Raw genomic sequence first — 12,615 nt, 5'->3', positions numbered from 1 at the left:
TCCCAGCGCCTACACTGCCGATCCGTCCAAGGAGCCCCGCCATGCTGATTGTTGCCGACGAAAATATCCCGCTGCTCGATGCCTTTTTTGCCGGTTTCGGTGAGATTCGCCGGGTACCGGGCCGTTCCATCGACCGGGCCACGGTCGAACAGGCCGATGTATTGCTGGTGCGCTCGGTGACCAACGTCAACCGCGCACTGCTTGAAGGCAGCAAGGTGCGTTTTGTCGGCACCTGCACCATCGGCACCGATCATCTGGATCTCGATTACTTCAATGAGGCCGGGATCACCTGGTCCAGCGCGCCCGGCTGCAATGCCCGGGGCGTGGTCGATTACGTGCTCGGCAGCCTGATGACCCTGGCTGAAATCGAAGGCGTCGATTTGCGTGAGCGCACTTACGGTGTGATCGGCGCCGGTGAAGTCGGTGGTCGCCTGATCAAGGTGCTCAAAGGCCTGGGCTGGAACGTGAAAGTCTGCGATCCGCCACGTCAGGCGGTCGAGGGCGGCGACTATGTCAGTCTGGAGCAGGTCATCGCGCAGTGCGACGTGATCAGCCTGCACACCCCGCTGACCCGCAGCGGCGACGGGGCGACCTGGCATTTGTTCGACGAGCAGCGTTTGCAGCAGCTCAAGCCCGGCGCCTGGCTGATCAACGCGGCTCGCGGTCCGGTGGTGGATAACACCGCGCTGCGCGAAGTGCTGCTGGAGCGTGAAGACTTGCAAGCGGTGCTCGATGTCTGGGAAGCCGAGCCGCAAGTCGATGTCGCGCTGGCCGAACTCTGCGTGCTGGCAACGCCGCACATTGCCGGTTACAGCCTCGACGGCAAACAGCGCGGCACCGCGCAGATCTATCAGGCGTACTGCGAATTTATCGGTGAGCCCGCCAGCATTCAGCTCGGTGATCTGCTGCCGGCACCATGGTTGTCGGAAGTTTCCCTGCATGCCGACAGCGATCCGGCCTGGGCGCTGGCGATGTTGTGCCGTGGCGTGTACGACCCGCGCCGGGACGACGCGGATTTCCGTCGCACGCTGCTGGGCAGCGTCGGTGAGCAACGTGCCGCGTTTGATTTGCTGCGCAAACAGTATCCGTCGCGACGCGAGATCGAAGGTTTGAAAGTGCGGATCGACGGTGATTCGCCGGCCTTGCGCCAGATCGTGACTGCGTTGGGCGCTGTGGCCGTATAAACAGCGGGCAGAAAAAACCCGGCCTGCAGGGGCCGGGTCAGGAAGACGGTGGCGATATCACTCTTGTTCGGCAGGCTTGACCAATCGCTTCTCCAGTTCGCGGCAGGCGTCCTGGATCATGTCTTCAGTGATTGGCACTTCGCGCCCATCCTTATCGATGATCGAGCAACCCAGAGGTTGGCCGGGCTTGGTGCGGATCACTTCAATTTTGTCATCGCTGCTGTTTTGCAAGGACATGGCCTGTCTCCTCATCAGGTTGTGTGCCTAGATTAAAACCGTCAGGTGACCAGGCTGTGACAACTCCCTGCGGTCGGTCCGGAACGGCATCTCCACTCAAACAGAAATGACCGTCTGTCTCAACCCGGACCTTAGACCAATAGCATCTAGGGAGTAGTCGGACCGGTCATATTTAACCTGACTCATTGTGATTTACAGAGTTCCACCCCATTTGAGTCTGTAGGCTGGCCCTATCCATCAGCACACGACGTGAATCTGAATGATCCCGATGCTTTCCTCGCGCCACCGCCGGGCCTTGCGCCTGACCAGTCATTTCCTTGCTCCCTATCGCTGGCCGGCCTTCGGCGCACTGCTCGCGCTGATCGTCACGGCCGGCATTACCCTGTCGATGGGGCAGGGCATCAAGTTGCTGGTCGATCGAGGGTTTATGACCCAGTCGCCGCACCTGCTCAATCAATCCATAGGCCTGTTCATGCTTTTGGTATTCGGCTTGGCGGTCGGCACGTTTGCGCGGTTTTATCTGGTGTCGTGGATCGGTGAGCGCGTGGTGGCGGACATCCGTCGACAGGTATTCAACCATCTGGTGTACCTGCATCCCGGGTTTTACGAGGACAACCGCAGTTCGGAAATCCAGTCGCGGCTGACCGCTGACACCACGCTGCTGCAATCGGTGATCGGCTCGTCGCTGTCGCTGTTCCTGCGCAATTTGCTGATGGTCATCGGCGGTGTGGTGCTGCTGTTCATCACCAACCCCAAGCTCACCAGCATCGTGGTGATCGCACTGCCGCTGGTGATTGCGCCGATCCTGATTTTCGGCCGCCGCGTGCGTAACCTCTCCCGGCTGAGTCAGGACCGGATCGCCGACATTGGCAGCTATGTTTCGGAGACTCTTGGCCAGATCAAGACCGTACAGGCCTACAACCATCAGGTGCAGGATGAAGAGCGTTTCGCCAGTACCGTCGAGCAGGCGTTCGAGACCGCGCGCAAACGGATTTTCCAGCGGGCCTGGCTGATCACGCTGGTGATCGTGCTGGTGCTCGGCGCCGTCGCGGTGATGTTGTGGGTTGGCGGCATGGACGTGATTGCCGGGCGGATTTCGGCGGGGGAACTGGCGGCGTTCGTGTTTTACAGCCTGATTGTTGGCAGTGCGTTCGGCACGTTGAGCGAAGTGATTGGCGAGTTGCAGCGAGCAGCCGGCGCCGCCGAGCGCATCGCCGAACTGCTGCGTTCGGAGAACATCATCCAGCCACCGACCACGGGATTGGTGACTCTTCCGGAACGGGTCAAAGGCGAGCTGGAACTGCAGGAAGTGCGTTTTTCCTACCCTTCGCGTCCCGAAAGCCTCGCCGTCGATGGCTTGAGTCTGACGATCAACGCCGGCGAAACCCTCGCGCTCGTAGGGCCGTCCGGCGCGGGCAAGTCCACGGTGTATGACTTGTTGCTGCGTTTCTACGATCCCCGGGAAGGACGGATCCTGATCGATGGCGTGCCGCTGACGAGCCTTGATCCGCTGGACCTGCGTCGCTGCTTCGCGCTGGTCTCGCAAACTCCGGCGCTGTTCTTCGGCAGTGTCGAAGAGAACATCCGTTATGGCTGCCCGACCGCCACGCTGGAGCAGGTGCGGGAAGCTGCGAAAATTGCCCACGCCCACGACTTCATCGAACAGATGCCCGACGGCTACCAGACCCACCTGGGCGACGGCGGCCTCGGCCTGTCAGGCGGTCAACGCCAGCGCCTGGCCATTGCCCGGGCGCTACTGGTTGACGCGCCGATCCTGCTGCTCGACGAAGCCACCAGCGCCCTCGACGCCCAGAGCGAACACCTGATCCAGCAAGCGCTGCCGAGCCTGATGCAAAACCGCACCACACTGGTGATCGCCCACCGGTTGGCCACGGTGAAAAACGCCGACCGGATCGCGGTGATGGATCAGGGCAAACTGGTTGCGATCGGCACGCATCAGGAGCTGATTGCGAGTAATCCGTTGTATGCGCGGTTGGCGGCGTTGCAGTTCAGTGATGGTCGTCAGGTTTCAACCGACCCTGTAACCGACTAAGTAACCGACCTAGTAGAACGCCATAAAAATGCCCGCATCTCTCGATGCGGGCATTTTTGTTTACGTCGATCTATCGGCGAAACACGCCCCGATCACTGATCGTCGAAATACCGCTCATGCCAATCCACCAGCGGTTGCGGCGAGTTGAGTTTCTGGCCGTAGATCACCGAGTAGGACAGCACGTTCTGTACGTACTGGCGGGTTTCGTCGAACGGGATGCTTTCCACCCACACGTCGAAGCTCAGGTGGTCGGCGCCACGCAGCCACTGGCGCACGCGGCCGGGGCCGGCGTTGTAGGCGGCGGAGGCGAGCACGCGGTTACCGTTGAACTGGCTGTGCACCTGGCTCAGGTAAGCGGCGCCGAGCTGGATGTTTTTATCCGGATCGAGCACCTGCTGTGGCGAGGCCAATGGAATGCTGAACTTGCGCGCGGTTTCCTTGGCGGTGCCGGGCATCAGTTGCATCAGGCCGCTGGCGCCGACGCTGGAGCGGGCGTCGTCCATGAATGCACTTTCCTGACGGGTGATGGCGAACACCCAGCTCGAATGCAGGCCGCGCACCTTGGCTTCGCGCACCAGAGTGTCGCGGTGGGCCATCGGGAAGCGGATGTCCAGATCATCCCAGTACTGCGCCTGACTGATGGTGCGGATCGCCGGGAAATACCATTTCAGGTCGTAGGCCAGTTTCGCCTGGGCAACCATTTCGTCGCGGCTGAAATGCCGGCTGACGTGATACCACTCGCGGCGGCCGTCGACGATCTGCCCACGGGCGTGGAACTCCAGCGCACGACGCACGCCTGGGGTGTTGCGCACCTTGTTGATCAGCGCCTGACTGAGCACCAGCGGCTTGTTGTTCAGCGAGTACGGCGATTGTGAGCGGTCAGCGGCGAGGAAACCGTAGAAATCCCGTTCCCGCGACAGATTTTTGTACAGCGTCTGCGCTTCCGGGTTTTGCGGTTGTGCCAGTTCCAGACTGCGGGCCTGCCAGTAGCGCCAGCGGTTGGTGGTGGCCAGATCCTGCGGCAGACGGCGGGTCAGTTGATAGGCGTCGTCCCAGCGCGCCAGGCGCAGCAGCAGTCGCAGGCGCCATTCGGACACGGTGTTGTCGCGCAGTTCCGGATCGTATTTGGTCATCACGTCCAGCGCGCGGCTGTCGAAGCGGCGGGCGAGGGTCAGGCCGATTTCCCGGGCGATCGCGACTTTTTCATCGCGGGAGAAATGCATGCTGCTGGCATAACCGTCGAGCAGGGCCATGGCCTTGTCCGGGTCTTGACGCGCGAGGCGGCGCAGGCCGAGGCTGACCACGTCCGACATCGGTTCATCGGCCGGCGTGAACCGCGAAGGCTGATTGAGCAGTTCCGGTTTCTGCGCCACGTCCACCAGCAGGCGGCCGCGCGGGGCGAGGGTGGTCAGGCCGTTGACCAGGCTGTTGGCCAGTGGGTAGTTGCGGTGCTGGGCGGCGAGTTTGGCGCGTTCCCAGCGTTTCTGTTCGGTCAACTGACCTTCGGCGGCCCACATGCCGAACAGCGCATCGCAGGCGGCGGGCTGGGATTTGCCGGTCAGCCAAAGCTTCTCGGCATTGGCGTAGCCCTCGGCCTTCTTGTTGTGGCTGATCTGGTACTGCGCGTTCAGGCAGTCGAGTTCGGTGAAATTCAGCTTAGGGTCGTAATACTTGACGAACGTCGCCCAGTCGCCGCGATCGGCCAGCCAGCGCAGCCAACGCAACTTCATCCAGTTGGCCTGGGGCAGGTCACCGTGTTCGGCGAGGAATTTTTCGATCTCCGCGTTGCTCGCGGTTTTCAGCCGGGCGGTCAGCTCGTCGTAAGCCAGGTATGGTTCCAGCGGATAATCGGCGAGGGCCTGGCTGTAACGGAAATACGGGCCGGTGTCGCCCTTGGCCAGGGCGCGCTTGGCTTCATCGTAATACTGGCGTTGGGTGGACAGGTCCACCGCCTGGGCGGATTGAACGGCAGCGGCGGAAAGCAGCAAACATGACAAAACACTGAAGAGGCGACTGCGCATGAGACATCCGGGCAGAGAAATCATGACAAGTGCCGGCCCAAAACCCGCACTGAATTGTCTGTAGCTTAGCCTTTTGCCAGCAGGCGGCGAAAGCTTTGCCGGCCTTGCAGCACAAGTTCGCAACAATTGTTGTGCAGAGTGCGTCAGCGGCGAAATTGCCGGCCTGCTCGGGCCCCGATTCAGGTAGAATGCGCGCCCGGTTTTTGGAGAAGCTCATGACCCTGCTCAAATTCAGCGATGTGTCCCTTGCATTCGGCGCGATGCCGTTGTTGGACAAGGTGTCCTGGCAGATCGCCCGTGGTGAGCGGGTGTGCATCATCGGCCGCAACGGCACTGGCAAATCCAGCATGATGAAACTGGTCAAGGGCGACCAGAAGCCTGATGACGGCTCGGTGTGGCGTGCCCCCGGTCTGAAAATCGGTGAATTGCCACAGGAATTGCCGGTGGCCGACGAGCGGACAGTGTTCGACGTGGTTGCCGAAGGCCTCGACGGCGTCGGCGCCTTGCTCGCCGAATACCATCACCTGAGCCAGAACATCGTCACCGATGCCGATCTGGACAAGCTGATGCACGTTCAGCACGACCTCGAAGCCCGCGATGGCTGGCGCTTGCAGACCCTGGTCGACAGCACCCTGAGCCGCCTGCAATTGCCGGCCGACAAGACCCTCGCCGAACTGTCCGGTGGCTGGCGTCGTCGCGTCCTGCTGGCGCAGGCGCTGGTGTCCGAGCCGGATCTGCTGCTGCTCGACGAACCGACCAACCACCTGGACATCGGTGCGATTGCCTGGCTTGAAGAAGCGCTGAAGGATTTCCAGGGCGCCGTGCTGTTCATCACGCACGACCGTTCCTTCCTGCAAAACCTTGCCACCCGTATCCTCGAGCTGGATCGCGGTGGCCTGATCGACTGGAACGGCGACTACGCCAGTTTCCTCGTCCATAAAGAAGCCGCACTGGCGGCCGAAGAAACCGCCAACGCGCTGTTCGACAAGCGTCTGGCCCAGGAAGAAGTGTGGATTCGCCAGGGCATCAAGGCCCGCCGCACCCGTAACGAAGGTCGCGTACGTGCCCTGAAAGCATTGCGCGTGGAGCGCAGCGAGCGTCGCGAGCGCACCGGCAAGGCCAACATCCAGCTGGAAACAGCGGAGAAGTCCGGCAAGCAGGTGATGGTGCTGGATAACGTGAGCTTCGCGCATCCTGGCGGTCCGTTCCTGATCCGTGATTTCTCCATGGTGCTGCAGCGTGGCGACCGGATCGGTCTGCTCGGCGCCAATGGTACCGGCAAGACCACCCTGCTGAAACTGATGCTCAGCGGTCTGCAACCGACCAGCGGCAAAGTGGAAGAGGGCACCAAGATCGATGTGGCCTACTTCGACCAGTTGCGCCATCAGCTGGATCTGGAAAAGACCGTGATCGACAACGTCGCCGAAGGTCGCGACTTCATCGATATCGACGGCCAGAGCCGCCACGTGCTGAGCTACCTCGGCGACTTCCTGTTCAGCCCGCAGCGTGCCCGCACGCCGGTGAAGGCGTTGTCCGGTGGCGAGCGTGCGCGTCTGTTGCTGGCCAAATTGTTCAGCAAGCCGGCGAACCTGCTGGTACTCGACGAACCCACCAACGACCTCGACGTGGAAACCCTCGAGCTGCTCGAAGAAGTGCTGCTGACCTTCAACGGCACTGTGCTGATGGTCAGCCACGACCGGGCATTCCTCGACAACGTGGTCACCAGCACCCTGGTATTCGAAGGTGAAGGCAAGGTTCGCGAATACGTCGGTGGCTATCAGGACTGGATCCGTCAGGGCGGTTCGCCGCGACTGCTGGGCGTGACCGAAAGCAAATCCGGCAAGGCCGACCTGAATTCGGCGGTGGTCACTGCCGAACCGGCTCCGGTCGCTGCGCCGGTTGCTGCGGCCCCGGCTGCGAAGAAGAAGTTGAGCTACAAGCTTCAGCGCGAGCTGGAAGCGCTGCCGGGCGACATCGACGCTAAAGAACAGCAGATTGCTGCTGTCGAGGCTGAAATGGCCGAGGCCGGCTTCTATCAGCGTCCGCCGGCCGAGACGGCCAAGGTGATCGCTTCTCTGGAGCAGTTGCAGGCCGAGCTGGATGCACTGGTGGAGCGTTGGGCCGAGCTGGACGCCTGATTGTTTCAAGGCATGAAAAAGCCCGGCGTCCAGTGATGGGCGTCGGGCTTTTTTAGCTTTTCACAAGTGCCTGGGATCAGCGCTTGACCAGATGCACCGCCAGCACATCGCAAGGTGCGCCGTGCAGCACGTCGTTGGCGGTCGAGCCCAGCAACAGCGCCAGACCATGCCGGCCATGGCTGCCGACCACGATCAGGTCGCATTCCTGTTCCTTGGCGAAATGGTGGATTTCCTGACGCGGCTGGCCGTAGGTCAGGTGGCAGTTGGCGCCTTCGAGCTCGGTGTACTTGTGCTTCAGGCGTTCAAGGCGTTCCTTGGCCTGATCGAATTGCTGTTGTTGCAGTTGTGACAGATCCATCGGTACGTCACCGCCGAAGGCCATGGCCATCGGTTCGACGATATGCACCAGCGACAGCTTGGCGCCATTGCTCACCGACAGCTCTCGGGCGCGGTGGATCACAGGGTCGCACTCTTCGGTCAGATCTACGGCGACCAGGATATGGTGGTAGGGCATGAGGTGCTCCTCGTGAGGGATCAATATTGTTAAGTATGGCTGGTTTCAAGCGCATTGGTTCCAAAGTGACGCAATGGGCTCATGACAAAACGGGAGTAGAGATATGACGGTCTGGCTGGTGGTGTCAATCCTGCTGGTGGTGTTGAGTCCGCTGGCGTGGTTGCGTCCGTCACGTGCACAGAGTGGCCGGATAGCCTTGCGCACCGAGGCCCGGCGCATCGGTCTGGCCATGCAGCTGGCGCCTCAGGAGTGGCCGCACTGGATGTCTCAGGAGCCGCCAAACCCGTGCGCTCAATACCATCGGCCACGCCGAGGCAAGCAGCCGGCGTGCTGGACGTATTGGCAGAAATCCCCGGGGGTTTGGGTGAATCAGTGGCAGGAAGTCTGTGACGATCCGCTGTTGCTCAATCATTTCGAAAAATTGCCGGGCAACGTTTTCAAGGTCGACGCCGACAAGCAGATGATCGCCCTCTATTGGGGCGAGAAGGGGGATGCGTCGGTTTTGCTGGATATTGATGCCACGCTGAAAGCGCTGGCATGACTTGCGGACTTTTCGCGCTGCAACGGTGCGAAACGTCCGGCAGACGCGCAATAAAAAGCCCGACATGATTCATCGGGCGGGGTTGGCCAGGCAGGCCGGAAATTCTTTTTGGCGTTGAACCGACGTCATCCGGTCAGCAAATCTGCGCCTGTTTTCCTTCGTAGTCCAGCCAGCGTAGCCTGTTAAACAAGGCTTGCGGCGAATTAGGGCGACTTTTCTAACTATTAATCTTATGAATGCCCTCACATGCAAGCGTGTGTGGCCGGGCTGCGTCCTACAGAAATGACCGCAAAGTCGAATTTCAACCCGTATTTAGGGCGATTGACAATTGTCGGAAATTCCGTGAAGGTGGCGTACCCAAATCAAACGGGCGTATGAATTGAGCGTTTGTATTGCAGACTGCTCCTACAGAATCCCGACTATCGCGTTGGCGGGTGTGCCGGGTGGATGAGTGTCAGCATCGACGAAAAAACGTCCTGCCGAGCCATTTGCCTGCGTCCGACGTGTACTGTTCAGCTTCCATATCGTGGAGATCAGTTGATGATTTACGAAGGTAAAGCCATCACGGTTAAAGCTCTTGAAAGTGGCATCGTCGAATTGAAATTCGACCTCAAGGGTGAGTCCGTCAACAAGTTCAACCGTCTTACCCTGAACGAACTGCGTCAGGCCGTAGACACCATCAAGGCAGATGCTTCGATCAAGGGCGTGATCGTCAGCAGTGGCAAGGACGTATTCATCGTCGGCGCCGACATCACCGAATTTGTCGACAACTTCAAGCTGCCGGATGCCGAGCTGGTTGCTGGCAATCTCGAAGCCAACAAGATCTTCAGCGATTTCGAAGACCTCAACGTTCCGACCGTCGCCGCGATCAACGGCATCGCCCTGGGCGGCGGTCTGGAAATGTGCCTGGCAGCGGACTACCGCGTCATGTCGACCAAGGCCAAGATCGGTCTGCCGGAAGTCAAACTGGGCATCTACCCGGGCTTCGGCGGTACCGTGCGTCTGCCGCGCCTGATCGGTGCCGACAACGCCATCGAGTGGATCGCCGCCGGCAAGGAAAACCGTCCTGAAGACGCGCTGAAAGTCGGCGCCGTCGATGCCGTGGTTGCCCCTGAAAAACTGCAGGATGCCGCCCTTGAGCTGATCAAGCGCGCCGTCTCCGGCGAGTTCGACTACAAGGCCAAGCGCCAGCCTAAGCTGGAAAAGCTCAAGCTGAACGCCATTGAACAAATGATGGCTTTCGAAACCGCCAAAGGTTTCGTGGCTGGCCAGGCCGGCCCGAACTACCCGGCCCCGGTTGAAGCGATCAAGACCATCCAGAAAGCCGCGAACTTCGGTCGTGACAAGGCGCTGGAAGTCGAAGCCGCAGGTTTCGTGAAACTGGCCAAGACCTCTGCCGCGCAGAGCTTGATCGGTCTGTTCCTGAACGATCAGGAACTGAAGAAAAAGGCCAAGGCCTATGACGAAATCGCCAAAGACGTGAAGCAGGCTGCCGTACTGGGCGCCGGCATCATGGGTGGCGGTATCGCCTATCAGTCGGCTTCCAAAGGTACGCCGATCCTGATGAAGGACATCAACGAGCACGGCATCGAGCAAGGTCTGGCTGAAGCCGCCAAGCTGCTGGTCGGTCGCGTTGATAAAGGCCGCATGACCGCCGCGAAAATGGCTGAAGTGCTCAACGGCATTCGTCCTACGCTGTCCTACGGCGATTTCGGTCACGTCGACCTGGTCGTTGAGGCCGTGGTCGAGAACCCGAAAGTCAAGCAAGCCGTTCTGGCGGAAGTCGAAGACAAGGTCAAAGAGGACACCATCCTCGCGTCCAACACCTCGACCATTTCCATCAGCCTGCTGGCCAAGGCCCTCAAGCGTCCGGAAAACTTTGTCGGCATGCACTTCTTCAACCCGGTGCACATGATGCCGCTGGTGGAAGTGATCCGTGGCGAGAAGTCCAGCGAGCTGGCCATCGCCACCACCGTTGCCTACGCCAAGAAAATGGGCAAGAACCCGATCGTCGTCAACGACTGCCCGGGCTTCCTGGTCAACCGCGTACTGTTCCCGTACTTCGGCGGTTTCGCCAAACTGGTCAGCGCCGGTGTGGACTTCGTCCGTATCGACAAGATCATGGAAAAATTCGGCTGGCCGATGGGCCCGGCGTACCTGATGGACGTGGTCGGCATCGACACCGGCCACCACGGTCGCGACGTAATGGCTGAAGGCTTCCCGGACCGGATGAAGGACGACCGTCGTTCGGCCATCGACGTGCTTTACGAAGCCAAGCGTCTGGGTCAGAAGAACGGCAAGGGCTTCTACGCCTACGAGGCCGACAAGAAAGGCAAGCAGAAGAAAGTCGCCGATCCGTCGGTACTGGAAGTGCTCAAGCCGATCATCTACGAGCAGCGCGAAGTCACTGACGAAGACATCATCAACTGGATGATGATCCCGCTGTGCCTGGAAACCGTGCGTTGCCTGGAAGACGGCATCGTCGAAACCGCCGCCGAAGCCGACATGGGTCTGGTCTACGGTATTGGTTTCCCTCCATTCCGTGGCGGTGCGCTGCGCTACATCGACTCGATCGGTGTTGCCGAGTTCGTTGCCCTGGCCGACCAGTACGCTGATTTGGGCGCGCTGTACCACCCGACCGCGAAGCTGCGCGAAATGGCCAAGAACGGCCAGAGCTTCTTCGGTTAAGCGCCCCCAACTAGAGTGAGAGTGAACTTATGAGCTTGAATCCTAGAGACGTCGTGATTGTCGACTTCGGTCGTACTCCGATGGGCCGCTCCAAGGGCGGCATGCACCGCAACACCCGCGCCGAAGACATGTCGGCGCACCTGATCAGCAAACTGCTGGAACGCAACACCAAGGTCGATCCTGCCGAAGTCGAGGACGTGATCTGGGGCTGCGTCAACCAGACCCTGGAGCAAGGCTGGAACATCGCGCGCATGGCGTCGCTGATGACCCAGATCCCGCACACCTCGGCCGGCCAGACCGTCAGCCGTCTGTGCGGCTCGTCGATGAGCGCGCTGCACACTGCTGCGCAAGCGATCATGACCGGTAACGGTGACGTGTTCGTGGTTGGCGGCGTCGAGCATATGGGTCACGTAAGCATGATGCACGGTGTCGATCCGAACCCGCACATGTCCCTGTACGCGGCGAAAGCCTCGGGCATGATGGGCCTGACCGCTGAAATGCTGGGCAAAATGCACGGCATCACCCGCGAACAGCAGGACGCCTTTGGCGTGCGTTCCCACCAGTTGGCCCACAAGGCGACTGTGGAAGGCAAGTTCAAGGACGAAATCATCCCGATGCAGGGTTACGACGAGAACGGTTTCCTGAAAACCTTCGACTACGACGAAACCATTCGTCCGGAAACCACCCTGGAAAGTCTGGCGGCTCTGAAGCCGGCGTTCAATCCAAAGGGCGGCACCGTAACGGCCGGTACTTCGTCGCAGATCACCGATGGTGCTTCGTGCATGATCGTGATGTCGGCACAGCGTGCGCAAGACCTGGGCATCCAGCCTCTGGCCGTGATTCGCTCGATGGCGGTAGCGGGTGTGGACCCGGCCATCATGGGCTATGGTCCGGTACCGGCTACTCAGAAAGCACTGAAACGTGCCGGCCTGGGTATCAACGATATCGACTACTTCGAGCTCAATGAAGCGTTCGCCGCACAGGCCCTGCCAGTGCTGAAAGACCTGAAAGTGCTCGACAAGATGAATGAGAAGGTTAACCTGCACGGCGGCGCGATCGCCCTGGGTCACCCGTTCGGTTGCTCCGGTGCCCGTATTTCCGGCACTTTGCTGAACGTGATGAAGCAGAATGGCGGCACCTTCGGGGTGGCCACCATGTGCATTGGCCTCGGCCAAGGCATCTCCACCGTCTTCGAACGCGTTTAAGCGTCTCGTCGATGGAAGCCGGGGCCAAGTGCCC

9 protein-coding genes are annotated in these 12,615 nt (G+C 60.4%); 6 read left to right on the top strand and 3 right to left on the bottom strand.

Features of this window, described 5'->3' with window-relative positions:
* The first annotated feature begins 41 nt into the window (after positions 1–41).
* Positions 42–1,184: a 4-phosphoerythronate dehydrogenase PdxB gene (gene pdxB / locus GQX66_RS12405; protein WP_240869438.1), complete on the top strand. Its 1,143-nt coding sequence runs from the start codon at positions 42–44 to the stop codon at positions 1,182–1,184.
* A gap of 57 nt (positions 1,185–1,241) precedes the next feature.
* Here pdxB and GQX66_RS12400 read toward each other — a convergent pair whose 3' ends face one another.
* Positions 1,242–1,421: a PA1571 family protein gene (locus GQX66_RS12400; RefSeq protein WP_102688099.1), complete on the bottom strand. Its 180-nt coding sequence runs from the start codon at positions 1,419–1,421 to the stop codon at positions 1,242–1,244.
* A 259-nt stretch (positions 1,422–1,680) separates the two neighbouring features.
* On the opposite strand from GQX66_RS12400, the gene GQX66_RS12395 reads away from it, so the two are divergent.
* Positions 1,681–3,474, top strand: a complete 1,794-nt coding sequence (locus GQX66_RS12395) for an ABC transporter transmembrane domain-containing protein (RefSeq protein ID WP_240869435.1) — start codon at positions 1,681–1,683, stop codon at positions 3,472–3,474.
* 92 nt (positions 3,475–3,566) lie between these two features.
* Here the strand turns inward: GQX66_RS12395 and GQX66_RS12390 are convergent, their stop codons facing one another.
* Positions 3,567–5,495, bottom strand: a complete 1,929-nt coding sequence (locus tag GQX66_RS12390) for a transglycosylase SLT domain-containing protein (RefSeq protein WP_007953066.1) — start codon at positions 5,493–5,495, stop codon at positions 3,567–3,569.
* A gap of 215 nt (positions 5,496–5,710) precedes the next feature.
* Here GQX66_RS12390 and GQX66_RS12385 point away from each other — a divergent pair, with 215 nt between their 5' ends.
* Positions 5,711–7,633 (top strand): ATP-binding cassette domain-containing protein, encoded by a 1,923-nt coding sequence (locus tag GQX66_RS12385; protein WP_011335198.1) that lies wholly within the window; start codon positions 5,711–5,713, stop codon positions 7,631–7,633.
* A 76-nt stretch (positions 7,634–7,709) separates the two neighbouring features.
* Here GQX66_RS12385 and GQX66_RS12380 read toward each other — a convergent pair whose 3' ends face one another.
* Positions 7,710–8,147, bottom strand: coding sequence for a universal stress protein (locus GQX66_RS12380; RefSeq protein WP_007953063.1), 438 nt, complete (start codon positions 8,145–8,147; stop codon positions 7,710–7,712).
* A 103-nt stretch (positions 8,148–8,250) separates the two neighbouring features.
* On the opposite strand from GQX66_RS12380, the gene GQX66_RS12375 reads away from it, so the two are divergent.
* The 3 genes from GQX66_RS12375 to fadA all read left to right on the top strand — a co-directional run bounded on the left by GQX66_RS12375 (position 8,251) and on the right by fadA (position 12,581).
* A complete protein-coding gene (locus GQX66_RS12375) occupies positions 8,251–8,688 on the top strand; it encodes a hypothetical protein (protein WP_129973225.1) in 438 nt (145 codons plus the stop codon).
* A 540-nt stretch (positions 8,689–9,228) separates the two neighbouring features.
* Complete coding sequence (gene fadB, locus GQX66_RS12370) at positions 9,229–11,376, top strand: fatty acid oxidation complex subunit alpha FadB (protein WP_085748341.1); 2,148 nt, start codon at positions 9,229–9,231, stop codon at positions 11,374–11,376.
* A gap of 29 nt (positions 11,377–11,405) precedes the next feature.
* Positions 11,406–12,581, top strand: coding sequence for an acetyl-CoA C-acyltransferase FadA (gene fadA / locus GQX66_RS12365; protein WP_134022733.1), 1,176 nt, complete (start codon positions 11,406–11,408; stop codon positions 12,579–12,581).
* Positions 12,582–12,615: the final 34 nt, after the last annotated feature.

It is taken from the genome of Pseudomonas sp. B707, from assembly GCF_022496685.1.
Classification (GTDB): domain Bacteria; phylum Pseudomonadota; class Gammaproteobacteria; order Pseudomonadales; family Pseudomonadaceae; genus Aquipseudomonas; species Aquipseudomonas paraglycinae.
The sequence above is the reverse complement of the archived record's forward strand: the minus strand, read 5'-3'. Positions and strand labels throughout refer to the sequence as shown.

What these genes read in the sequence shown, in the direction of transcription:
- pdxB (WP_240869438.1), top strand. Translation starts at nt 42, where the DNA reads ATGCTGATTGTTGCCGACGAAAATATCCCGCTGCTCGATGCCTTTTTT.
- GQX66_RS12400 (WP_102688099.1), bottom strand. Translation starts at nt 1,421, where the DNA reads ATGTCCTTGCAAAACAGCAGCGATGACAAAATTGAAGTGATCCGCACC.
- GQX66_RS12395 (WP_240869435.1), top strand. Translation starts at nt 1,681, where the DNA reads ATGATCCCGATGCTTTCCTCGCGCCACCGCCGGGCCTTGCGCCTGACC.
- GQX66_RS12390 (WP_007953066.1), bottom strand. Translation starts at nt 5,495, where the DNA reads ATGCGCAGTCGCCTCTTCAGTGTTTTGTCATGTTTGCTGCTTTCCGCC.
- GQX66_RS12385 (WP_011335198.1), top strand. Translation starts at nt 5,711, where the DNA reads ATGACCCTGCTCAAATTCAGCGATGTGTCCCTTGCATTCGGCGCGATG.
- GQX66_RS12380 (WP_007953063.1), bottom strand. Translation starts at nt 8,147, where the DNA reads ATGCCCTACCACCATATCCTGGTCGCCGTAGATCTGACCGAAGAGTGC.
- GQX66_RS12375 (WP_129973225.1), top strand. Translation starts at nt 8,251, where the DNA reads ATGACGGTCTGGCTGGTGGTGTCAATCCTGCTGGTGGTGTTGAGTCCG.
- fadB (WP_085748341.1), top strand. Translation starts at nt 9,229, where the DNA reads ATGATTTACGAAGGTAAAGCCATCACGGTTAAAGCTCTTGAAAGTGGC.
- fadA (WP_134022733.1), top strand. Translation starts at nt 11,406, where the DNA reads ATGAGCTTGAATCCTAGAGACGTCGTGATTGTCGACTTCGGTCGTACT.